The organism is Turicibacter bilis, assembly GCF_024499055.1.
GTDB classification, from domain to species: Bacteria; Bacillota_I; Bacilli_A; order MOL361; family Turicibacteraceae; genus Turicibacter; species Turicibacter bilis.
The window spans coordinates 1,381,366-1,406,050 of the sequence record NZ_CP071249.1 but is presented as its reverse complement, the minus strand read 5'-3'; the positions used below and the strand labels follow the sequence as shown (position 1 = coordinate 1,406,050).

The window sequence follows — 24,685 nt, the reverse complement described above, 5'->3', positions numbered from 1 at the left end:
GAACAGTGATTTCTGACGAGCTTTTTAATTTATGTTTCATGTATTTTTATTAATAACTATATGCGTTGATAAGCTTATAAAAAACATACACAATAAAAAAATAGAAACACAAATTAAGAATTGCAAATAAGGAAAAGGCAAGCGTGCTGAAATAAGAAATAAAATATAGGCCGAGAAGTCCAATACTCAATAAAAGCTCAGCTTGTTGATAAGTTTGGACTTCAAGCGATTCAGAAGCATCTCCTTCTGATTTAATGATAAGGTAAAAAATTGATAATTGCGTCACGAGAATTAATGTCATGAATCCAATAGATAATAGTGTATTTGACATAATGGCACGTGCGACTCCTACTTTTAATAGTTCGAAAATTAAAAGTCCAATGGTTAACTGGCTGGCAATCAATAATGATGGAGATTCACGTTGTTGAAGAATTAAAAGCATCCCTAAAATCATTAGCCCATATCCTGCTATATGAATAATAAGATCGAGAGCTATAATTCCCAGTGAAAAAAACATTAAGATTGTGCCAATTAGTAAGTAAAGATACGCTTTTTTCATTATTAACACCCCCTAAAATCGTGTTACTTCATAATGGACATTTTTGTGAAATTTTACTCACTCGTGATGATCATATTTGGATAAATTTTTAGTAAACGTTCATCAGGGTAATGATAATCAAGGAAGGTGTCGAGTTGAGTCGTTGCTGGAACATCATGACGACGTTCGGCCTGCCGTTCAAGGGCAAGGGCTGATATAGCACTGTCAAAAATAATAAATATAAGAAGAAATATAGCGAGTAGATGACCAATTTTCTTTGGAATTTTTCTAATTTCTATGAGGAGATAAGGATACATCCATTTCATCCAAGCGAGAGATAATAGTCCCCAAAAGCAAGAATAGAGTAAATTGACTCGTCCATTAAGATTAAATAGAAAATGACTATAATCCCAGGATACAGTTCCAAACCATAGCTCTTGAAAATAGCTACAAATATATTCAAATACGGTACCAATCATAAACCCAAAGAAAAAAATAGTCTTATCTTTTTTATGCTGTAAAGGATTTAAGCCAATCGTCATAAGTAAAGCCCCAAACCCATAGATGAGATTAAAGGGTCCATAAATGAGTCCGCTACGACTTTCATAATAACCACGAGTTAAGACACACCATATACTTTCGATTACAACACCTAAAAAACATCCGATGAAAAAAATCCAAAAAAGCTCATAAAATAACTGGCCGAGATGTTTTTTACTCATCATGTTGCTCCTCCTCCAAACTCATAATAGTCTATCTCTTATTAATCTATACAAAAGCTGGGAAACAGTACCTATTAAGAAGGGAAATAATAATAGATAATTTAGAAACACTAAAGAAGAGATATCGGTCGATATCTACTAAAGATAAGGAAGGTGAGTAAAACGGTGCAGACAGTTTATCAATATTACAGTCAAGGTCAGTGGAAAAGCAGTGAGTCCGGTGAAACCATTGCTATTGTATCCCCTTACTTAAAAACATCCATTGGTTCAGTACAAGCTTTAACGCAGGATGAAGTAAATCAATGTATTCAGAGTGCTAAAGCAGCTCAACCTGATTGGAGCTTAATGAGTATTTATGATCGAGCTCATTATTTACATGCGTGGGCAGATGAGTTATTGAAAATGAAAGAAGAATTGGCAACCATCATGATGAAAGAAGTTGGGAAAGCTTATCAAGATGCGATTAAAGAGGTAGAAAGAACAGCCGATTTAATTCATTATACAGTGGAAGAGGCGATTCACTTAAGTGGAGAAAGTTTAAATGGTGAACATTTCCCTGGTGGCAGTCGTTCCAAACTTGCTGTCATTGAGCGTGTTCCACTCGGAGTTGTTCTTGCGATTTCGCCTTTTAACTATCCTGTGAATCTTGCTGCCGCCAAATTAGCACCGGCGCTTATTACAGGGAATACAGTCATTTTTAAACCGGCAACACAAGGTTCTATTAGTGGAACAAAAATGATTGAGGCTTTAGCGAAAACAAATCTTCCTGCGGGTGTTTTAAATTTAGTAACAGGAAAAGGCTCTGTGATTGGAGATTATCTCATTGAACATGATGATATTGCTTTAGTAACCTTTACAGGAGGAACGAGTACAGGAGAACGTATCGCACAAAAAGCGAAGATGATTCCGCTTGTCATGGAGCTCGGTGGAAAAGATCCGGCCATCATTTGTGAAGATGCTAATTTAGAACTTGCTGCCAAACAAATTGTTTCAGGAGCCTACTCGTATTCAGGTCAGCGCTGTACAGCGATTAAACGTGTGTTAGTTCACCGTTCGGTAGCAGATGAATTAGTATCGCTTATTCAATCAGAAGTCGAAAAGTTATCCGTTGGCTCACCTGAAGATAACGCCACGATTGTGCCATTAATTGATGAACAATCTGCCGACTTTGTACAAGGGCTCATTGATGATGCACTAGAAAAAGGAGCAACCTTAGTACTAGGAAATAAACGAGAAGAAAATTTAATCTATCCAACATTACTCGATCATGTGACGAAAGAGATGCGCATTGCATGGGAAGAACCTTTCGGTCCAGTCTTACCAATTATTCGAGTGGACTCTCAAGAAGAAGCGATTGAAATTGCGAATGCCTCTGAATATGGATTACAAGCTAGTGTATTTACACAAAATCTTGATAAAGCTTTAACGATTGCACGAAAACTTGAGACGGGTTCAATTCAAATTAATGGTCGTACGGAGCGTGGGCCTGATCATTTACCATTCATCGGGATTAAAAAATCAGGGCTTGGAATTCAAGGGGTTCGCCGCAGTATTGAATCCATGACACGAGAAAAGGTCATTATTTTAAATATTAATGAAAAATAAAGGAGATTTATTATGCAAGTAACTTTTAAAGGCAATCCTGTGACATTAGAAGGAACTGTGATTAAAGCTGGAAATCCAGCCCCAACTTTCACGGCTATCGATAATCATTTAAAACCTATTTCATCGGATTTATTCACAGGGAAAAAAGTTTATGTTAGTGTTCCTTCCATTGATACAGATGTTTGTGATACAGAAGTTCGTCGTTTTAATCAAGAAGCAGCAAATTTAGAAGGGGTAAAGGTTTATACCATTTCAATGGACTTACCATTTGCTCAGGCACGTTGGTGTGGAGCAGCAGGGATAGAAAATGTTCAAACCTTATCGGACTATAAAGATCATGATTTTGGAGCGAAATTCGGAACGTATATTAAAGAGTTAGGTTTATTAGCACGTGCTGTGTTTGTTGTTGATGAACATAATACAGTAACATATGTGGAATATTGTAAAGAAGTTTCACAAGAACCAGATTACGAAGCTGTTTTAAATGCTCTAAAATAAAAATGAAAAAGCATGATTGTACATTATGTCACAATCATGCTTTTTGTTTTTTAATGATTTTGAGATCTCCTCATCCATAAGTTTTTATATAGAGTCAAAAGGTAATTTTATTTTGGAAGATAATTTTAGTTAACTCTTCATATTGATTAAATCATGAAATTTTGAAGAAAAAATGAAAGCCAAGTCTTATTATACTAAGGGTCTCTCATATAATACTTCTATAATGGGAATCGTCAGAAATATACTGAAGGGTAGGAAGAAAAATTAAGATCGATGGGAAATGATAAAATGCAGTTTAGTTTCTATATACAAACAGAAATGTTTTCTACATTTAATACAGCAACCGAAATATGAGATGGTTATGCCGTGCAAGGCAGACTATAGTCCAGCTAAAAGTTTTTACGATGTAAAAAACTTATCTGGACTTATATATAAAGAAGGGGGAGAAGCAGACAGACTGCGAACAGGATGAGTAAAACTCTACTTCATGTTGGAATTGATATTGGCTCAACAACAGTTAAGGTGATTGTTTTAGATACAAACCAAAAGGTATTATTTAGTGATTATCAACGGCATTTTGCAGATATCTTAAAAACACTCACACAAATATTAGAACAGGCGGAAAAAGTCATGAAATCCCATGACATAACAGTGATGATCACAGGTTCAGGTGGGATGGCATTAGCTAAATATATCGATGTTTCTTTTATTCAAGAAGTGGTAGCTGCAACGAAAGTAACAAAGCTTTATTATCCAGAAGTTGATGTCGCGATTGAACTTGGGGGAGAAGATGCAAAAATCACCTATTTTAAAGATGGAATTGAGCAACGAATGAATGGAACCTGTGCGGGAGGAACAGGTGCTTTTATTGATCAAATGGCATCTTTATTACAAGTGGATGCACTTGGATTGAATGAATTAGCTAAACATTATCAAGTGATCTATCCGATTGCAGCACGATGTGGTGTCTTTGCAAAAACGGACGTGCAACCTCTTTTAAATGAAGGGGTGGCTAAGGAGGATATTGCAGTTTCGGTGCTACAAGCGGTAGTCATTCAAACGATTAGTGGCTTAGCTTGTGGACGTCCAATCAAAGGAAATGTTGCCTTTTTAGGAGGACCGTTATATTTCTTATCAGAATTACGACAGCGATTTATTGAGACGCTTGAATTAGATGAATCTCAAGTGATCTTTCCAAAAAATTCACAGCTTTATGTGGCATTAGGAGCCGCACTATCAAGTATAGATGAACAATCAATCACTTTTTCCGAGTTAATTCATCGTTTGAAACATGTTAAATCAGCTGAAACAGAAGAGTCTGCTCGTTTGCAACCTTTATTTGAAACAGAAGAAGCGTACGAGTCTTTTAAGAGTCGTCATCAAGATTCGCGGGTTGGGCGTTGTGAGTTAGATACATATGAGGGAAACTGTTTTTTAGGAATCGATGCAGGATCAACCACTACGAAAGTAGCGCTAATTAATGAAGCGGGAGAGTTATTGTTTACTCATTATGGAAGTAATCAAGGAAGTCCACTTCAATCTAGCATTGCTGTTTTAAAAGAACTTTATCAACGACTTCCTAAAGGTGCTAAAATTGTAAATTCAAGTGTGACAGGTTATGGAGAAGCCCTACTTAAGGCAGCTTTAAAAGTCGATATTGGTGAAATTGAAACGGTCGCTCACTATAAAGCAGCTGATTATTTCTGTCCAGGTGTGGATACGATTTTAGATATTGGTGGACAAGACATGAAATGTCTTAAAATTAAAGAGGGGAATATTGAAAGTATTCTTTTAAACGAAGCTTGCTCTTCTGGATGTGGATCGTTTCTAGATACATTTGCGACGTCGATGAACCTTAACATTTCCGAATTTGCTAAGACAGCCATTAAATCAAAACGTCCGGTCGATTTAGGATCTCGTTGTACCGTCTTTATGAATTCTCGTGTGAAACAAGCACAAAAAGAAGGAGCTGAAGTGGGAGATATCTCGGCAGGGCTTTCCTATTCAGTCATTAAAAATGCTTTATTTAAAGTGATTAAACTTCGTAATCCGGAGGAGTTAGGCGATAAAATTGTCGTTCAAGGGGGAACCTTTTATAACGATGCGGTTTTACGAGCATTTGAATTATTATCAGGACGCGAAGCCATCCGTCCCGATATTTCAGGAATTATGGGGGCTTTTGGAGCGGCTTTAATTGCGAAAGAACGGTATGTAGCAGGAGAGGCTTCAACCCTTCTGGATGAAAAAGCACTAGAAAGCTTTGACATTAAGACGCGAAGTACTCGCTGTGGGCTTTGTAGTAATCATTGCTTGTTGACCATTAATAAATTTTCAAGTGGGGAACGATTTATTTCAGGAAATCGTTGTGAACGTGGAGCGGGAAAATCAAATGATGACAATGCCTTACCTAACTTAGTTCGTTATAAATATAACCGATTATTTAACTATAAAACAAAAGAATTAGAAGAAGCCCCACGCGGAACGGTCGGCATTCCACGTGTGTTAAATATGTATGAAAACTATCCATTTTGGGCAACGTTCTTTACCCGTCTGGGTTTTAGTGTTGTTCTTTCAGATTCATCATCCAAGGCAATTTACGAAAAAGGAATTGAAACCATTCCATCAGAATCAGTGTGTTATCCTGGAAAACTTGTTCATGGTCATATCATGAATCTTATTGAAAAGAACGTCGATTTTATTTTTTATCCCTCATTGACTTATTCGAAAAAAGAAGATTCAAAGGCAAATAATCATTATAACTGTCCGATTGTTATTTCTTACCCAGAAGTTATTAAAAATAATGTTGATGAGTTGAGAGAAAAAGAGATTCCTTATTATCATCCATTCTTACCATTTGATCAAAAAGATAAATTAGCAAAACGTCTTTATGAGATTTTTGAAGACTTAGATATTTCATGGACGGAACTTTATGATAGTGTCGATCAAGCTTGGAAAGAATTAGAGCGGTTTAAAGAAGATATTCGTCAAAATGGCGAACAGACACTTTTATATATGCGTGAGCATCACTTAAAAGGAATTGTTTTAGCAGGACGCCCTTATCATATCGACCCTCATATTAATCACGGGATTCCTGAAATGATTAACTCCTTAGGGATGGTGGTATTTACTGAAGATTCGATTGCTCATTTAGGAGAGGTCGAACGACCACTTCGTGTCGTTGACCAATGGGTCTACCATACAAGGTTATATCAAGCAGCAAGCTTTGTTGCTTTTCAAGACGACTTAGAACTTGTTCAACTCAATTCATTTGGTTGTGGACTTGATGCAGTGACCACTGATCAAGTTCACGATATTTTAGCACGTCATTCCAAAATTTATACGACGTTAAAGATTGATGAAGGAAGTAATTTAGGAGCGGCTCGTATTCGATTACGCTCATTAAAAGCAACGATGTTAGAACGTGAGAAAAATCATTTTGAACGTCATCTTGTTGATAATATTTATCGTCCAGTTGAATTCACCAAAGAAATGAAACAGTCCTATACGATTTTAGCCCCTCAGATGTCACCCATTCATTTTGGAATGTTACAAGAAGCGTTCCGCTATTCGGGATATCAGATTGAGGTGCTACCTTCACTCGATCATGGGGCTGTTGATGAAGGGTTGAAGTATGTAAATAACGATGCGTGCTATCCAGCCATTTTAGTGGTAGGACAAATGATGAGTGCCTTAAAATCAGGGCATTATGATGTGAATAAAACAGCACTTCTCATTACCCAGACAGGTGGAGGGTGTCGTGCTACAAATTACATCGGTTTTTTAAGAAAAGCCTTACAAGATTCAGGTTTAGAACAAGTTCCTGTCATCTCATTAAGTGCGCAAGGCTTTGAAAAAAATGAAGGATTTACGATTTCATATTCTCTTTTAAATCGTGCGATGCAAGCTCTCATGTATGGCGATTTATTGATGACCGTCCTCTATCGAACACGACCTTATGAAGTAGAGGAAGGCTCAGCCAATGCTCTTTATGAGAAATGGGAGCAAACGTGTAAACATGCTCTTAAAAAGGCAAGTCATCGAACATTTAGAAGCAATGTGAAAAAAATTGTGAAAGATTTTGAAGACTTACCGATTTTTAATACGAGAAAACCACGGGTTGGACTGGTTGGTGAAATTCTTGTTAAATTCCATCCAACAGCGAATAATAATGTAGTGAGTGTTGTTGAATCTGAAGGGGCGGAAGCTGTTGTACCAGGACTGGTTGATTTCTTATTATACTGTGCTTATCATAGTGATCAGCAATTGCTGCTTGGTAGTAAAGTGTCAAAAATTATTGGAGAATCATTAATCCAAGTGATTGAGTGGTATCGTAAACCAATGAAAGAGGCATTAGAAAAAAGCTCCCGCTTCACAGCACCTAAAACGATTCATCATGTAGCTAAAGGAGCTGAGCAATTTGTCTCATTAGGACATCGGACAGGGGAAGGTTGGTTATTAACCGGGGAAATGGTTGAACTCATCGAAATGAATGTTAAAAATATTATTTGCATGCAACCCTTTGCTTGTTTACCAAATCACGTCACTGGAAAAGGAATCATTAAAGAGCTTAAGAGAGCTTATCCAGGCACTAATATCGTTGCCGTTGATTACGATCCAGGAGCTAGTGAAGTCAACCAACTCAATCGAATTAAGCTGATGATTTCAACGGCCTTTGAAAACATGCCTGTTGAAACAGAAATCAAGGTTAAAGCTAAATCTAAACAAGAACCCAATGAAATAAAAGGGTTAGTCACAACCTAGAAGGCTAGCCTCAATACGGAATGACATAAATGATAACGAAAAAGAGGAAGCGTTATGACTGAACGCTTCCTCTTTTTTTTTGTGCGCCCGGCATGGGTATTATCTAACGGGTTAAAGTCCCGAGTACGACCAAGTAGCGGAAAGTACATAGCCTAAGACAAGGGTGTCCTCTGCGAGGAGGAATCTGAAGGAAGTCCGTGGGCAAACTTCTGGTCTGACGAACAGGAATCACATCAGGCAGGATACAAGGATAAGACTGCATAACAAGTTAAAGTCCAATAGCTACACAGAAAAAAAATGTATGTTGTAAATGTGGCAGATAGATGGAAGGGAAGATAATACACCTTACCCGGGGAGGTCTTATATTCTATCCCAAAGGTTGACCGTGAGGTAAACATGGAATATAAGAAGTCAGCCGAGGTCGTAGTAGTGAAGAGAGTTAGTGAAAACTAAAAGGAGCGAAGGACCGAACTATTTTATCCGTTAAAGAAATGATACTTGCACCTTCCTAATTAACCATTAGGTGATAAGACACATATCTAAAAAAAAAATAGATACGATGGATGGAAGGTTACGAAACTCATGGAGGTAACAAATATGAACACAGAGAATTTATTAAAACAAATCCTACACCCAAATAATCTAAACCAAGCTTATTTACAAGTTAAGCGTAATAAAGGTGCGGCAGGAGTGGATGGGATGACGATTAATGAATTGGGACACTATTTAAAAGAAAATGGTGAAGAGATAAAGGACCAAATTCGTACGCGTTCGTATCAACCTAAACCGGTGAAACGAATCGAGATTCCCAAGGCAGATGGGGGTGTGCGAAATTTAGGTGTCCCAACCGTGGTTGACCGATTCATTCAACAAGCGATGGCTCAAGTTCTCACCCCTATCTATGAAGAAAAGTTTCATGAAAACAGCTATGGATTTAGACCGGGACGATGTGCAGAAATGGCGATTATTAAAAGTCTAGAATTCATGAATGATGGGTATACATGGATTGTTGATATCGATTTAGAAAAGTTCTTTGATAAAGTCAACCATGATAAGTTAATGAGGTTGATATCAAATACGATTAAGGACGGAGATGTCATTTCACTCATCCGAAAATTCTTAGTCAGTGGAGTCATGATGGATGATGAATATAAAGAATCGGTGATTGGAACCCCACAAGGAGGCAATCTATCCCCATTACTGAGCAATATCATGTTAAATGAACTTGACCAAGAGCTAGAAGCAAGAGGGTTAAATTTTGTCCGATACGCAGATGATTGTTTAATTCTAGTGAAAAGTGAGAAGGCAGCGAAGCGAGTGATGAAAAGCATGACGAAATACCTTGAAGAAACGCTAGGTCTTAAAGTCAATGTGACAAAAAGTAAGGTTGAGCGACCAAGTGGAATTAAATTTCTAGGATTCGGTTTCTTTTGGGATAAAAATGCCTATCAGTTCAAAGCTAAACCTCACCAGATATCGATCATGAGAGTGAAAGAGAAATTAAAAAGACTCACCCGACGAAGTTGGAGTGTGAGTTTTGACTATCGACTGAAGAAACTAAAGCAGTTAATCATCGGATGGGTGAATTATTTTAAAATCGCTAAGATGAGGACGGTATGTGGAAATCTAGATAAAAATATTCGATTCCGATTAAGAATGTGTATATGGAAACAATGGAAGAAGGTTCAAACCAAATATAGAAGTTTAATGAGGTTGGGAATCGATAAGGATAAGGCGTGGGAATGGGCAAATACCCGAAAAGGATATGCGAGAGTCGCTCGCTCATTTATTTTATGTCGAACCATCACGAATGAAAGACTAAAAAGAAGAGGTCTAGTATCACTACTAGACCACTATCAAACTGTTCATATTTAGAGATAAAATAGAACCGCCGTATACGGAACCGTACGTACGGTGGTGTGAGAGGACGATGATTAAATTAATTAATTATCTCCTACTCGATTGATATATGAAAGGCCTGCTCCAAGATAGGCAATCATTGTATATCGAATAGGATATACCCATGCAGATTCATTATAGAAAAGATAGATGGCAGGAATAAATAATAGCCCAATACATAAGGGAAAAACTAATCTCCATTTAGGTACTATAAATCCGGCAACTAAGCTATAAAGTGGATAAAGAACTAATAAGGCAATCACCATTAATCCTAACGTCTCTATTCCAATCATTTTGAAAAAAACAGGACTAATGTAAAATAATAAAATTCCAATTCCAAGTAAAACTAATAGCTTTTTCATTTCATCTTCTCCTTTTTTATATACCGAATTCTTTTCCTTTTAAGGAATCTTCAATCGTTAGTTGATGGATAATCTCTTCTAAACTTAATGATAAATTAGATGTTTTTAACGTATAGGTACGATTACCATCTTCTAAAAACGAATAAATAGAAATAGTTTCAAAACGTAATCCACTGAATTGTAACACTTGTAATAGTTCGTAGCATTGTTTGGCAAACGCCTCTTTTGAATCATAAGTTATATCGTCTAAAATATTTAAACTAACAGGTAAAGTAGGATCATATGAGTCGGTTGATTTGTACGTATTTATTGGAACATCGATTTGTGGATAAAGTGATAACTGCCAGGCATTAATATCTGAATGCACAGCGATGAATAATTCTAAGACTTGTTGAACTTCGTCCTCCATTTTTAGTTGAGTTCTAAAGTGATAATCATCATATATTTCATTACCTTTAATATAGCAATAAATCGTTCCGCTATTTCGAGAATCTTCTTGATCGACAACGTCACCTAAATAACTCGCTTCTTTTGGGTTGTATCTAACATTAGTTAATATGAGCTGCTGATCGTAAACGTCATCAATATAAGCTTGTATTGCTGTTTTAGCCTGCCAATAAGTAAGCAAAGTCCCCTTCGTTGAAGAGTAAGCCATTAATGCATAGCCAAATAGTCCGCCACAAATGATGAGAGATAGAATCTGCATTGTTGTTGACTTATGTTTACGTAAAATCCAACTTGCAAGTGCGACGCCACAGGTGCTAAAAATAAAGATTTGTAAAAACATAACGATACAATAAGCGACTTGTTTAGTTGTAATCATTAAACAAAGCATCATGACGAGTAGCATGTAAAAAATCTTTTTTGGCTGTTGATAAAGTAGGGTTAAACAAAATGGAATAAGAACAATCCAAGGAATCGTATCAATTCCAGCAAGAGGCTGTAAAAATAAATAAACGGCAAGAATTAAACTAATAAAGACCGCAAAATATTGTTGACGAGTTAGCATTCTTTTTAGTTGCTTGAGTCCTTTTTTCTCTTGTTCATTGATTGGAACCTCAATCTTTGGAAGCGGGGCTCGATATAGTGACGAGCAATTAGCGCAACTTTTTAAATGTTCTTCAATTTCTTTTTTTGTCTGTTCACTTACTAAGTCCTCCTCATAAAGAGGTAACAAATCTTTAATCATTTCGCATTTACACATGCTATCCCTCCCTAATTGATACTGTCATCTTTTAATAAATGAGCTAATTTTTGTCGATTTCTAAAAAAGTTAACCCGACAATAATTTTCACTTCGCTTTAGAATACTACCAATTTCAACAAAGGACAATTGATTAATAAGCCGTAAAATCAAAATTTCTTTAGCTGGGGTTTCAAAGGTCTGTATGAACTTTAAGACCTCCTCAGTTGTATTATCCACTTGAGAGATTGTCGCCATTTCTGGCACATGATCGAGTGAATATATGCTTGGATTCTTTTTAATATAAGCAAAGTATTCATGTCGAGCAATTCCAATCAGCCAAGACTTGATGCTGGAATCTCCGCGAAATTTTTCAATCGCTCGAATAGCAACTAAAAAAGTTTGTGAAACGATATCCTCTGTCTGATAATGATTCAATGTTAATGAAAAAACATACCGATATAAATCATCAGAATACGTTTGATAGAGCCGTTCAATTTCATACACATCACTCCTTACTTGCGAAGGAAATATTCGTTTTGAAAATGGCATAAGATCCACCTCCTCCTTCATGAACCTAATAATAAGTGGAAAAAAATCAGTAAATCGTTACACTGTATCCATAATTTTCTTATCTATTATTTTATCGTTAAGGATATCTTATTGTAAATCGAGGAATAACTTTCACTAATCGAATCAATCAAAAATCTATACGCCATTAAAAATCGCTGAAGGAAGTAACTTAGGAGCCGCTCGAATTCGAATTCGCTCATTAAAAGCAACGATGCTTGAACGTGAAAAAAATCAGTTTATAAGACATGAAGTATATAAGTCCAGATAAGTTTTTCATATCGTAAAAACTTTTAAAGCCCTACTAATGGAGGATTAGATTATCTTTGATAATCGCTAGGAGACCATACCCCAGCAAAGGAGGATTGTTCGCTATGCTCACTGCTGTGGGCCCCATTCCTTACCAATGGTCGATTGTTTTACAAGTAAAACTGCTAGGTGACCCATTCCCTACTAATTGAGGAAATATGCTTCGCATGGTAGGTGACCCCTGGACGATAGTTTGTCTTAGTATTAAAAAGAATTGCCAACTAAGCCTACTATAGAATGATGAAATACATTTCTGTTTCCATATCGATTTTTTTATAAACAATTTGTGGAAATAATTGTATTTTTAATTACTTTATGATAAAATTTTGATGAAAGATGAGAAATGAGGAAGTATATTCTGTATGTGGGCACTTTGGAATATACGGAGTTAGTAGTGCAACCGGCTCTAAAAAAGATTATGGTAGATAATCTTTTTTAGAGTTTTTTTCTTACTTAAGAAAAAAATTTAGAAACGAAGAAGTATTTCTGTATGTAGGTCCTTTGAATATATGGAGTTAGTAGCACAACCGACTCTTATGCTAATTACTTTTGAGCGTTAGTGATAAGAGTTTTTTCTATTGTCTGACTCATGTTCAAGATTAGGAAATTAATCAGATTAGAATTTTATGATGATAGAGATTTGTTTGATTATAATTTAGACATAAAAATGATTAAGAATAAGGCTAATGATAGGGAGAGAGCAAATTGAGACACAATTCAGTTACAAGTAATATAGTCGGGGGAACAACAAAGTTAGAAACTAAAACTGAACTAAACAACCTAAATGAGAGTAAGAATAACTTTATCCAAATGAATCCTACAACTATAACAAAGGATAGGAAGGTCAATGATCAAGTTTCAGTAAAATCAGTCAATATTGAAATGCTAACATTGAATTATGAAGAACTAGAGTTAAATTCTGGAGAGATATGTAAATTAGAAGTAACAATCGATTCAGACAATGTGGCATATGACCAAGTACTTTTCATGTCTACTAGTGAAGACATTCTTGAAGTGGATAAAAACGGAATAGTCACAGCAGTTAATCAGGGAGTAGCTGTTGTTTTAGTGACAGTCGGTGAGAAGACTGTTGCATGTTATGTTGTTGTTAATTAGATACTATAAATAAAACCAAATCAATCAAATAATCACCGACAAGTATTTAAATTGCAACTGCATAGTTAGGTTTAGGTAGCCTTTCGTTAATGTTAGGAACACTTTTACGTAAAAAGAAATAAAGAATACCAAAAAAGCGTTGAGTCATTCAACGCTTTTTTTGTTTTTTACTTTGACTAGGAATCGAATCGAGTACTATTTCTTAATTAAAAAGGGAAAGTGTTATGAAATAATTTCCACTATTTTTTGATATAGGCTAAGATAACTCCAACATATGGAATGATCGTATATTTATAAGAGTATCCACAAGCTGTTTCGTTATATAGAAAAAAGATGCTAAGGATAAATAATAATTCAATGAACAGTGGTAGACCCCAGTTCCATTTAGAAGCTAAGAAGCCTACAACTAAGCTATAGATATGCGTAAATAACTAATAAAGCAATGATTATCAAACATAAGGTATCGATTCGAATCAACATTAAAGTAAATACGGTAATATAAAAAAGTAAAGCCCCAATTCCAAGTATTACAAACAATCCTTTCATTTCACTACACGGTCCCTTACCTTTTTAAATTTCGAACTCCTTTTAAGAGTTAGATTAAAAGTGTTTCGCTTTCATTGAAGTGTGTTAGAATATAAATGTAACCGTTGTTTATTTTGGAGAAAGGGGGTTTTAAAGATGAAAAAAATCGTTTTATTATGTGCCGCTGGAATGTCTACTAGTTTATTAGTTAATAAAATGCGTGAAGTTGCAACAAAAGAAGGGTTTGAATGCGATATTAATGCTTACTCTGTTTCAGAAGCTCAAAAACATGGATCTGAAGCTGATGTTATTTTATTAGGCCCACAAGTACGATTTGAATTATCACGTGTTAAAAGTTTAGCGAAATGCCCTGTTGATTCGATTGATATGCGTGCTTATGGGATGATGGATGGAGCAAAAGTTTTACAACAGGCAAAAACTTTAATGGGATTATAGAAAATAATGTATATAAATAGATAAATAAGCTTAACAAATGACCTAATTCATGTTATGTTATTCTATAAATAAGGGAGTAGTTAACACGATAGGTGGGATTTGATCAACATACTCGAATCATTTTGATTCTGGTCAAATCATAGCGACGAGACTTATTAAAAGGCAGTTAGTCTTTTAATAAGTCTTTTTTATTATCAGAAAGGAGGAGTTATCTTTTTCAGCATAGAGCTATTAGCAATTTATCAAAAGATAATCATAAGTAAATTATTAGGGAGGGTTAAGTGTGCTTCGATTTAATAAGTTACAACCAACACAATATGTTGTTTTGGGATTTTTCTTAGTGATTCTAATAGGTTCATTTCTGTTATTTTTACCTTTCACGCATATGGAGGGGGCAGAAGTCAGTTATATTGATGCCTTATTTACAGCGACTAGTGCCGTTAGTGTAACCGGATTAATTGCCATTGATACAGCAGAACATTTTAATGTTTTAGGGAGAACGATTATTGCTTTATTAATTCAGATTGGTGGATTGGGAGTCACCTCTGTTGGCGCAGCTTTTATTTTAATGATGCAGAAAAAATTTGGATTACATCATCGTCTTCTTTTAATGGAAGGGATGAATTTCAGCTCATTAAGTGGGGTTGTTCGATTAGTTAAATATGTTTTAAAATTCACGTTAATCGTTGAATTGATTGGGATGATTTTAAGCTTTATCGTTTTTTCTCAAGATTATCCATTTTGGTCAGCTTTAGGAATTAGTGCATTCCATTCAGTTGCTGCCTTTAATAATGCGGGATTTGATATTTTAGGTGGATTACAAAACTTAATTCCTTATCGCGAAAGTGTATTACTAAATCTAACAACGGCGGGGTTAATTATTATTGCCGGATTTGGATTTGTCACAACAATAGAGATTTATACAAAACGAAACTTTAAAAAGCTAAGTATGAATACAAAGATTGTTGTAATCATGACTGTGACATTATTAATTGTTGGAACACTTTTATTGAAAATGACGGAAGGATTTAGTTGGATGGACGCCTTCTTCCACAGTGTTTCAGCTCGTACTGCAGGTTTTTCTACCGTTCCAATTGGTAGCTTTACACATGCTGGATTACTCGTTTTATCTGTTTTAATGTTTATTGGGGCATCGCCAGGATCAACCGGTGGAGGGATTAAAACGACAACGTTTTTTACTATTATTCAAAGTATTAAAGGGATTGCAACGAATACACCAGTGACAGCTTTCAAACGTCGTATTCCCGCAGATAGTATTATTAAAGCTTTTAGTATTTTTACTTTAGCGATTATGGTCATTACAACAAGTACGCTTTTAATTCTTATTGTCGAACCTAACTTAACTTTTATTGAGGTGTTTGTTGAGGTTGTTTCAGCAGCGGGAACAGTTGGTCTTTCAACTGGGATTACCCCAGATTTAAGTGTCATTAGTAAATTAATTTTATGTGTGACAATGTTTATTGGTCGACTTGGACCTCTAAGTATTGCATGCGTTTGGGCTTATCAAAAAGCAGCTCCAAAATTTAATTATCCAGAAGAACAGATTACGATTGGTTAGATAAAAAACAAAACATCTTATGAAGCTTTTAGTTCAATAGGTTGTTTTTTATAAAATAATTGGGAGGAAGTTTATGAATATATAAGTCCAGATAAATTTTCTTCAAAGAATTTTTTTATAACCCTAGCAACGGTAGACAGCTAAGATCACACTCTTCGAGTGTGCCACTTAGCCTAGGGGACCATACCCTACCAGTGGAAGATACTTGCTTCGCAAGGCAGGGGATCCATACCCTACCAGTGGAAGATACTTGCTTCGCAAGGCAGGGGACCCATACCCTAGCAATTGAGGATAGCTAGGATCACAACCTTTCGGTTGTGCCACTTAGCCTAGGGAACCCCCGGACTATAGGCTGTTTTGATAGGTAAAAGAGATCAGTATTTTTTATTTGCTACTTTAGATGTAGAATGCTTATCTGTTTATATATATAAGTCCAGATAAGTTTTTCATATCGGAAAACTTTTAAGCCCTACTAATGGAGGAAACATGCTTCGCATGGTAGGTGACCCATTCCCTAGCAGTGGAGGATTAGATTATCTTTGATAATCGCCAGGTGACCCCTGGACTATAGGGTGTCTTTATAAATTAAAGGATATCAGTATTTTTGTTTGCCACCTTAGATGTAGAATACTTATCTGTTTATATATAGAATCAGCTTAAAAATTTAAAGTAAAAAGGTTTAATAGGGAGAAAAAGTATGTTTTATCTAAATAAATTAAGGCCGGTACAGTATGTAGTAATTCTCTTTCTATCAGTTATTTTGATAGGAGCACTTATCTTATCTTTGCCGATTACCCATATGGATGGAAAAGAGGTTACTTATATTGATGCCTTATTTACATCTATTAGTGCCGTCTGTGTCACTGGGTTAGTCGCAGTAGATATCTCTGAATACTTTAATTTATTTGGACGTATTATTATTGCTGTTTTAATTCAAATTGGTGGATTAGGTGTAACTTCGATAGGAGCAATTTTTATCTTGATTGCTCAGCGGAAATTTGGTTTATATCAGCGGTTATTATTGATGGAAGGGCTAAATTTGAATTCACTAAGTGGGAGTGTTAGGTTAATTAAATATGTTTTGAAATTTACCTTAATCGTCGAATTAATTGGAATGGTTTTAAGTTTTATTGTGTTTTCTAAAGATTATCCTTTTTGGTCAGCATTAGGGATTAGTGCGTTTCATTCAGTTGCTACTTTTAATAATTCAGGTCTAGATATTTTAGATGGATCACATAGTTTATTAGTTTATCGCGAGAATGTATTACTATATGTGACAACTATTGGACTGAGTTTAATAGGTGGATTTGGTTTTGTTCCAATGATTGAGATTTATTCCAAACGTCAATTTAGAAAATTTAGTTTAGATACAAAAGTTATTATGATAATGACTAGTTTATTAATTGGAATTGGAACTCTTCTTTTAATGGTAACAGAACATTTTAGTTTATCAGATGCATTGTTTTACAGTATTTCAGCTTGTACAGCAGGAATTACAATGCTACCTATTAGTAATTTTTCATCTGCTAGCTTATTAATTCTAATGATCTTAATGTTTATAGGAACTTCACCCGGGTCAACGGGAGGTGGAATAAAAACAACAACCTTTTTTACGATAATTCAAAGTATTAAAGGGATTGCTACTAATACCCCGGTAACAGCCTTTAAGCGGCGAATTCCAACGGATAGTATCATTAAGGCATTTAGTATTTTTTGTTTGGCTATCAGTATTAATATTGTTAGTACTTTAGTTATTCTATTTTTAGAGTCTGATTTTACTTTTACCGAAGTTTTATTTGAGGTTGTTTCAGCGACAGCTACTATTGGATTATCATTAGGAATTACTTCTGAACTAGGTGATTTCAGTAAATTAATTTTAGGGATTACTATGTTTATTGGACGAGTAGGACCACTTAGTATTGCTTGTATATGGTCTTATCAAAAAATGGCTCCACGATTTAATTATCCTGAAGAACAGGTCACGATTGGTTAATTCAAATAATAGAGACGATTTTGATTTAAAGATAATCAGAAGACATAAAAAAAAAGCTCCTATGTAAGTCCACATCGGTTTCAGTTTAGGGAGAGTTTTAGTCTTTTTACATGAAGTTTTACATTAAAAATTACATAAGTTTTTGCAACTCCCTTAAAGTAGGTAAAACCAATAGGTTAAGCCTACTTTTTCTTATTTTGTTTATATTTTTACAAGACTTTTTGTTAGACAAAATAGAGTGGTCATCATTTTATGACCGACTAAATTTAATATGTAAAAATAGTAACATTTTTTAATGTTGCTTATCTTTAAAAATACTTATAACTATTGATACGACAATAAAAAAAAGCAACTGCAAAAGCAGTCGCAATTTTCATAGTAAATTTGTGTGTAATTTCAGAAAAACACTCCCATATCTGAATCGGATGGTAAGTCCAGATAAGTGTTTTACATCGTAAAAAACTTTTAGCTGGACTATAGTCTGCCTTGAACTCCCTACCAGTGGAGGATACATGCTTCGCATGGTAGGTGACCCTACCCCAGCAAAGGAGGATTGTTCGCCATGCTCACTGCTGTGGGCCCCATTCCCTACTAGTGGTAGATACATTTTCTTCGAAAATGGTAGGTGACCCATTCCCTAGCAGCGGAGGATTAGATTATCTTTGATAATCGCCAGGTGACCCACGGCACAACGATCAAACATTTAGTGTGTCGTGATAAATGTAGATTTTATTTCTGTTTATATATAGAATATGAATGAGAAGCTTTTTATGCTAATTAAAAATATTTACCAGCAAACTTTTCTTTAACTGCCCCTAAGACAGGTCTAAATTTATCTTCGTTTTCAGAGAATAATTTAATTAATTTTTCTTTTGCTTCTATATACTTTTCATCTGTTTCATCAAGACTAACAATTGGTTTAAATAAATTATGATATTTCATAAATAAGACAGGGTGTTTTTTCGCAAACTCCTCTACTTCATCAATATGACGTTCTGGCTTCGTTGCTTGTTTTATCCATTTAAACATGTAATCATACTTTTCTGTCATGGAACGATCCTCCTTATGTTAATTTAAACTCTTCATAGTCTATCCTAAACTAATCTATTTATGAATGTTCTTAACTGGAATAACAAATCATAGTAGTATAACTTCACGTGATCGAGTCAAACTACTAAAAAGGAGTGTGGCTCGATGTTTTCATATCTTTTATATTTTTTGTTTAATTTCTTTTTATATGGAGTTATTGGCTGGATTATCGAAGAAGTTTATTGTTTAGTTATGACTGGACATTTTCAAGAAGATGGCTTTTTATACGGTCCCTTTAAGCCAATGTATGCTATTGCTATGTCACTGTTAATTTTAATTCAAGATACACTAAACTTATCAACAGTGCTTCTACTGATTCCATGTGCTATTATTCCAACTACAGTAGAATATTTGTCAGGTTTATTAACAAGACATGTGTTTCACGTCGATTATTGGGATTATCATAACTTAAAATGGAATGTCCATGGTTTAATATGTCTTCAATTTTCTCTTTATTGGACAGCCCTGACTTATATCGGAATTCGATGGGTACAACCGTTTATTCAAGCATATATGTATAAACCCTTCTTTTCAACTTGGTTTGTCTTAATCCCCTTTTTAATCATCGCCTTTTTAGTAGATGAAGGATTGACTATTAGAAAACATGTTATAATGAATCAAACAATAATGTCTGAGTCAAAGAAATGAGGGATAATATATGGCAGTCGTAGAACATACACTTCAGCCGATTTATGATCAAAATGCTAACGTTTTAATTTTAGGAACGATGCCATCTCCAAAATCAAGGGAGGTCGGGTTTTATTATGGGCATCCACAAAATCGATTTTGGAAAGTATTAGCGGATATCTTTCATGAAAAACCATTACTGACGATTGAAGAGAAAATTGATTTTTTACATCGTCATCATTTAGCACTTTGGGATGTTTTAAAAAGCTGTGATATTCAAGGAGCAGAAGATGCGAGTATTAAAAACCCAATTCCTAATGACCTGACAACTATTTTAAAAGAAGCGAACATTCAAGCTATTTTTACAACAGGTAAAAAAGCGACGGATTTTTATATGAAGTATATCTATCCAAACACCAACATTCCGGCAATCGGTTTACCTTCTACTAGCCCAGCGAACCGTCGCATCAGTTATGAACAACTAAGAGAGGAATACGCTAAGATTTTGAATTATTTACCTCACTAGAGGAGAAAAGGTAAGATGTCATAAAATGATTGAGACTGTTAAGATAAGCGGATATGAACAGATTCGATTAGTTAGATAAAAGAAAAAGGAGCATATTAGCTCCTTTTTTAATTTATGATTACATTAATGGGGCGAAAACTCGTAAGAAGGCATATAAAATTTTATTATACCAAGGGATTGCATTTAAGTCTTCATCTGTAATTCGTTGTGAAACCTTTAACGTTTCAATATAGTCATCTCGAACATCTAGCACACTTTTTGTTTTATATAACCAAGCGCCACATTCATAATGTAAATATAAACTACGATAGTCTAAGTTAATCGTTCCAACGACAGCATATTCATCATCTACGACAAACGTCTTCGCATGAACAAATCCAGGGGTGTATTCATAAATTTGAACGCCACTATCAATTAATGCTCGATAATTGGCACGTGTGACAGCATGAACATACCACTTATCTTCCTGATAAGGGGTTAATATTTTAACATCAACCCCACGCTTGGCAGCATTAGAAAGGGCCGTAATCATTTCGTTATCTAAAATTAAATACGGAGTCGTGATATAGACATAATCCATCGAATTATTAATTAAGTTCATATAAACTGTTTCACCGACGGATTCATTATCAAGTGGACTATCGGTAAATGGTTGAACAAATCCATCACTTTGAACGGATTCTGTTTGATAGATGTGTGGACGATATAGCTCATAATCTTCATTCGTATGACGTAAGTAATCCCACATCGTTAAAAACATCATTGTAAAGCTCCAAACTGCATCCCCTTTAATCATTAATGCCGTATCTTTCCAATGGCCATGTTTATCAATCGCATTAATGTATTCATCTGCTAAATTAATGCCACCTGTAAAAGCCGTATGACCATCGATGATACAAATTTTACGATGATCGCGATTATTCATTCGAATCGTTAACAGAGGAACGAAAGGATTAAACACACAACATTTAATTCCCATCGCTTCTAATTGCTTTGAATAATCCTGTGGAAGTAAAAATAAACAACCGAAGTCATCATAAATGACTCGAACATCAACACCTTCAGCAGCTTTTTCTTTAAGAATGTCTAAAATGGTATTCCACATTTGTCCTTCTTCAATAATAAAATACTCTAAGAAAATATAATGCTTAGCGTTTTTTAACTCTTCAATTAAGCGTTCAAACTTACGCTCCCCTAAATTTAAATATTCGCTACTCGTGTTTTGATAAATTGGACATAACGCATAATTGGTAATATAGCTTGATTGATTAGCAGCTCGTTTATCGAGGGCTTCTATTTCCTCTATAATTTTAGGTGATTGATTTAAATTTTGTTTTAGTTTCTCATTAATCGGTTGCATCTCATTTAAGAACTTTTTCTTCGTTTGATCGCTTCCGAATAAAAGATAAAATAAACCACCAAAGATCGGAAATAACAGAATCGGAACAATCCAAGCAATTTTATACGCTGGATTCAATCGACTATTCACAATCACCATGACAACAAGCACACTCAATAAAATACATAAAGCATAAAAATAAACAAAGTATTGTTGGAATCTTAAAATCACCACAATTAAAATAATGGCTTGAAGCGCGATTAAAAGTCCACAGAAACCAATACGTCCTAAAAGAATCCTTAGTGTCTTCTTCACTCGTATTTCTCTCCTTTTTAATAAAAAATATACCAGATAATGAAACATATTATAGCAAAATCCCCATAACCCGTAAACAGATATCGCTCCGATAGCGTTGTCAGAACGAACTTTCTTACGATAAAATAAGACATAAGAAAAGTGGGTGAAATCATGAAAATCATTAATGAATTAAACGAATTAAAACGGATGAATAAATTAACCTCAACGGAGCAAGGCATTGTTAATTACATCTTAACGTACCCAGAAGAACTCGAAAAAATCTCATCTCGGCAACTAGCAGAATTAACCTATACCTCTCCCGCAACCGTCGTGCGTATTTGCCAAAAACTTGGGTTTAGTGGATATTCTGAATTTAAAATTAAGTATTTACAAGAGGTGTATCAAACACCGAGGATGGATCAAATTAATCGAACGAATCCTATTACAAGTGAAGATTCACTTCATCGTATTGTTAATAAAGTGGCAGCCTTAGAAATCACAGCGATTGAACAGACCAAAAAGGGAATTGATTTAGATCAATTAAATCGTGTGTCAGAGCTTTTAAATCAAGCAACGTGTATTGATTTTTATGCGTTCGATAATAATTTGCATTTAGCTAAAAATGCTTGCTCTCATTTTTTATATGCAGGAAAACAGGCAGTTATTCATGATAGTTCTAATGCACAGTTTATGCAAGCTTTTGCTTCAGTAGAAGGACATGTTGCGATTATTATTTCTCGTACAGGAGAAAATCCGATGTTATATCGAATTGCAAACGTATTGCGTGAGCGAAAGATTCCCTTACTTGTCTTAACAGAATCTCGTCATTCTTCATTAGCCAAAATCAGTACGGAACATTTATACCTCTATAATGTTCATCGTTTTACTGATATGGGAACAATCCTCTTTCAAACATCGGTTCAATATTTATTTGATTTATTATTTGCTATTTTATTTTCACGCAACTTTGAAAATAGTGTGAAGCAAAATGAAATGTATGAGGAAATTAATGAATATCATCAGTTTTATAAAGAGCCTCAAAAACTGTAACACTGTTTCAAGAAAAGCAACGATTTTTTAATATTTTCTGTGACATTCAACCGGAAATCATCTCAAGGATTGAGTTGCTATTTTTGGTATGATATAAGTAAGTCATGACAGAATTAAAGGAGTGTTAAACATGACCAAACGTTTTCCAGATGGCTTCTTATGGGGAGGGGCAACGGCTGCTAATCAATTTGAGGGAGCCTATAATGAAGATGGAAAAGGACTTTCAACACAAGACGTTGCACCAAAAGGAATTAAGGGACCAATCACAGAGGTTCCAACAGAAGATAATATGAAATTAGTGGGGATCGACTTTTATCATCGTTATAAAGAAGATATTAAATTGTTTGCTGAAATGGGATTTAAAGTTTTCCGTTTATCTATTGCATGGTCAAGAATCTTTCCTAATGGAGATGATCAGGCACCAAATGAAGCGGGACTAAAATTTTATGACAATGTATTTGATGAATTAGCGAAATACGGGATTGAACCATTAGTCACGATTTCTCACTACGAAACACCATTAAACTTATCTAAAAAATATGATGGATGGGTGAGTCGTGACTTAATTAAGTTTTATGAGAATTATGTGCGCACGATTTTTACACGTTATAAAAATAAAGTTAAATATTGGTTAACGTTTAATGAAATCAATTCTGTTTTACATGCACCCTTTTTAAGTGGTGGAATTTATACGGATAAAGAAAAACTATCAAAGCAAGATTTATATCAAGCAGTTCACCATGAATTAGTGGCGAGTGCCTTAGCTGTTAAAATTGGACATGAAATCAATCCTGATTTCCAAATTGGATGCATGGTTTTAAGTATGCCAACGTATCCATTAACACCAAATCCAGATGATGTCATTGCTGTCATGAAAGCTGAACATATGAATTACTTCTTCTCAGATGTGCATGTACGTGGAGTCTACCCAGGATACATGAAACGTTATTTCCGTGATAACCATATTGAAATTCAATTCGCTGAGGGGGATGAGGAAATCTTAAAACATACAGTAGATTTCATCTCATTCAGTTATTACATGAGTAGTTGTGAAACGGCTGATCCAGCTCAGAAAGTAGCCGGTAAAGGAAATATTATGGGTGGGGTACCAAATCCAACATTAAAAGCTTCTGAGTGGGGATGGCAAATCGACCCTCAAGGATTACGTTATGTTTTAAATCAATTCTGGGATCGTTATCAAAAACCATTATTCATTGTTGAAAATGGATTAGGTGCTGTTGATGAATTAGTTGAAGATGAAGATGGAAACAAAACAGTTATCGATGACTATCGTATTAATTACTTAAATGACCACTTAGTACAAGTTTGGGAAGCAATTGAAGATGGGGTTGAAGTCATGGGATACACCTCTTGGGGATGTATTGATTTAGTCAGTGCTTCAACAGCTGAACTTAAAAAACGTTACGGATACATTTATGTCGATCGCCATGATGATGGAACGGGAACGTTAGAACGTTATAAAAAGAAATCATTCTACTGGTATAAAGAAGTCATTGCTACAAATGGTGAAAGTTTAAAATAAAGGTAACTATTCAGCCACCAAGTAAACGAATTCCGTTTCTTGGTGTTTTTGTTAATGATATGTAGCTCTCGTGAATAACTTACCTATTTGTAAGATTTA

General features: G+C 35.0%; 19 protein-coding genes and 1 riboswitch. Of the genes, 12 read left to right on the top strand and 7 right to left on the bottom strand.

Translation table 11 applies throughout. The features are described 5' to 3' along the window. Window positions 1-49 precede the first annotated feature (49 nt). Both J0J69_RS06800 and J0J69_RS06795 read right to left on the bottom strand, forming a co-directional pair. The gene (locus J0J69_RS06800; RefSeq protein ID WP_212726212.1) at window positions 50-559 is read right to left on the bottom strand and encodes a hypothetical protein; all 510 of its coding nucleotides are present in this window, start codon (window positions 557-559) and stop codon (window positions 50-52) included. Window positions 560-612: 53 nt separating this feature from the next. Continuing rightward, a complete protein-coding gene (locus J0J69_RS06795) occupies window positions 613-1,260 on the bottom strand; it encodes a putative ABC transporter permease (protein ID WP_237252810.1) in 648 nt (215 codons plus the stop codon). Window positions 1,261-1,425: 165 nt separating this feature from the next. Between J0J69_RS06795 and J0J69_RS06790 the strand changes: the two genes are divergently transcribed. The 4 genes from J0J69_RS06790 (at window position 1,426) to ltrA (ending at window position 9,999) form a co-directional block, all read left to right on the top strand. After that, complete coding sequence (locus J0J69_RS06790) at window positions 1,426-2,865, top strand: NADP-dependent glyceraldehyde-3-phosphate dehydrogenase (RefSeq protein WP_055305827.1); 1,440 nt, start codon at window positions 1,426-1,428, stop codon at window positions 2,863-2,865. A 12-nt stretch (window positions 2,866-2,877) separates the two neighbouring features. Further along, entirely contained in the window at window positions 2,878-3,363 is a 486-nt protein-coding gene (gene tpx / locus J0J69_RS06785; protein ID WP_055305828.1) for a thiol peroxidase, read from the top strand. Window positions 3,364-3,831: 468 nt separating this feature from the next. Next, on the top strand, window positions 3,832-8,124 hold the full coding sequence (locus tag J0J69_RS06780) for a 2-hydroxyacyl-CoA dehydratase (protein ID WP_212726214.1): 4,293 nt from the start codon (window positions 3,832-3,834) through the stop codon (window positions 8,122-8,124). 597 nt (window positions 8,125-8,721) lie between these two features. Further along, window positions 8,722-9,999: a group II intron reverse transcriptase/maturase gene (gene ltrA / locus J0J69_RS06775; RefSeq protein WP_055305912.1), complete on the top strand. Its 1,278-nt coding sequence runs from the start codon at window positions 8,722-8,724 to the stop codon at window positions 9,997-9,999. Between the two features lie 68 nt (window positions 10,000-10,067). On the opposite strand, the gene J0J69_RS06770 is transcribed toward ltrA, so the two are convergent. From J0J69_RS06770 to J0J69_RS06760, 3 genes are read right to left on the bottom strand one after another with little or no spacing between them, the layout of a single operon-like run. After that, window positions 10,068-10,385 carry a hypothetical protein gene (locus J0J69_RS06770; protein WP_055244071.1) on the bottom strand — a complete coding sequence of 106 codons (318 nt, stop codon included), beginning with the start codon at window positions 10,383-10,385 and terminating at the stop codon, window positions 10,068-10,070. 16 nt (window positions 10,386-10,401) lie between these two features. Continuing rightward, window positions 10,402-11,589 carry a zf-HC2 domain-containing protein gene (locus tag J0J69_RS06765; protein ID WP_212726215.1) on the bottom strand — a complete coding sequence of 396 codons (1,188 nt, stop codon included), beginning with the start codon at window positions 11,587-11,589 and terminating at the stop codon, window positions 10,402-10,404. Window positions 11,590-11,600: 11 nt separating this feature from the next. Then, a complete protein-coding gene (locus tag J0J69_RS06760; RefSeq protein WP_212726216.1) occupies window positions 11,601-12,119 on the bottom strand; it encodes an RNA polymerase sigma factor in 519 nt (172 codons plus the stop codon). A gap of 657 nt (window positions 12,120-12,776) precedes the next feature. Continuing rightward, window positions 12,777-12,861, top strand: a riboswitch (cyclic di-GMP riboswitch). Between the two features lie 290 nt (window positions 12,862-13,151). On the opposite strand from J0J69_RS06760, the gene J0J69_RS06755 reads away from it, so the two are divergent. The 4 genes from J0J69_RS06755 (at window position 13,152) to J0J69_RS06740 (ending at window position 18,115) form a co-directional block, all read left to right on the top strand. Then, window positions 13,152-13,562, top strand: a complete 411-nt coding sequence (locus J0J69_RS06755; RefSeq protein ID WP_212724138.1) for an Ig-like domain-containing protein — start codon at window positions 13,152-13,154, stop codon at window positions 13,560-13,562. Window positions 13,563-14,243: 681 nt separating this feature from the next. Next, on the top strand, window positions 14,244-14,543 hold the full coding sequence (locus J0J69_RS06750) for a PTS sugar transporter subunit IIB (protein ID WP_212724137.1): 300 nt from the start codon (window positions 14,244-14,246) through the stop codon (window positions 14,541-14,543). Window positions 14,544-14,826: 283 nt separating this feature from the next. Then, entirely contained in the window at window positions 14,827-16,122 is a 1,296-nt protein-coding gene (locus J0J69_RS06745; protein WP_212724136.1) for a TrkH family potassium uptake protein, read from the top strand. 697 nt (window positions 16,123-16,819) lie between these two features. Continuing rightward, the gene (locus J0J69_RS06740; protein WP_212724135.1) at window positions 16,820-18,115 is read left to right on the top strand and encodes a TrkH family potassium uptake protein; all 1,296 of its coding nucleotides are present in this window, start codon (window positions 16,820-16,822) and stop codon (window positions 18,113-18,115) included. A gap of 777 nt (window positions 18,116-18,892) precedes the next feature. Here the strand turns inward: J0J69_RS06740 and J0J69_RS06735 are convergent. Beyond that, on the bottom strand, window positions 18,893-19,165 hold the full coding sequence (locus J0J69_RS06735) for a hypothetical protein (RefSeq protein WP_212724134.1): 273 nt from the start codon (window positions 19,163-19,165) through the stop codon (window positions 18,893-18,895). Window positions 19,166-19,309: 144 nt separating this feature from the next. On the opposite strand from J0J69_RS06735, the gene J0J69_RS06730 reads away from it, so the two are divergent. Both J0J69_RS06730 and J0J69_RS06725 read left to right on the top strand, forming a co-directional pair. Beyond that, on the top strand, window positions 19,310-19,852 hold the full coding sequence (locus J0J69_RS06730) for a putative ABC transporter permease (RefSeq protein ID WP_212724133.1): 543 nt from the start codon (window positions 19,310-19,312) through the stop codon (window positions 19,850-19,852). A gap of 10 nt (window positions 19,853-19,862) precedes the next feature. Beyond that, entirely contained in the window at window positions 19,863-20,357 is a 495-nt protein-coding gene (locus J0J69_RS06725; protein WP_212724132.1) for a DNA-deoxyinosine glycosylase, read from the top strand. 118 nt (window positions 20,358-20,475) lie between these two features. Here the strand turns inward: J0J69_RS06725 and cls are convergent, their stop codons facing one another. Continuing rightward, the gene (gene cls, locus J0J69_RS06720; RefSeq protein ID WP_212726217.1) at window positions 20,476-22,011 is read right to left on the bottom strand and encodes a cardiolipin synthase; all 1,536 of its coding nucleotides are present in this window, start codon (window positions 22,009-22,011) and stop codon (window positions 20,476-20,478) included. A 153-nt stretch (window positions 22,012-22,164) separates the two neighbouring features. Here cls and J0J69_RS06715 point away from each other — a divergent pair, with 153 nt between their 5' ends. After that, window positions 22,165-23,043: a MurR/RpiR family transcriptional regulator gene (locus J0J69_RS06715; RefSeq protein ID WP_212724130.1), complete on the top strand. Its 879-nt coding sequence runs from the start codon at window positions 22,165-22,167 to the stop codon at window positions 23,041-23,043. Window positions 23,044-23,173: 130 nt separating this feature from the next. After that, a complete protein-coding gene (locus tag J0J69_RS06710) occupies window positions 23,174-24,586 on the top strand; it encodes a glycoside hydrolase family 1 protein (protein WP_212724129.1) in 1,413 nt (470 codons plus the stop codon). The last annotated feature ends 99 nt before the right edge of the window (window positions 24,587-24,685 follow it).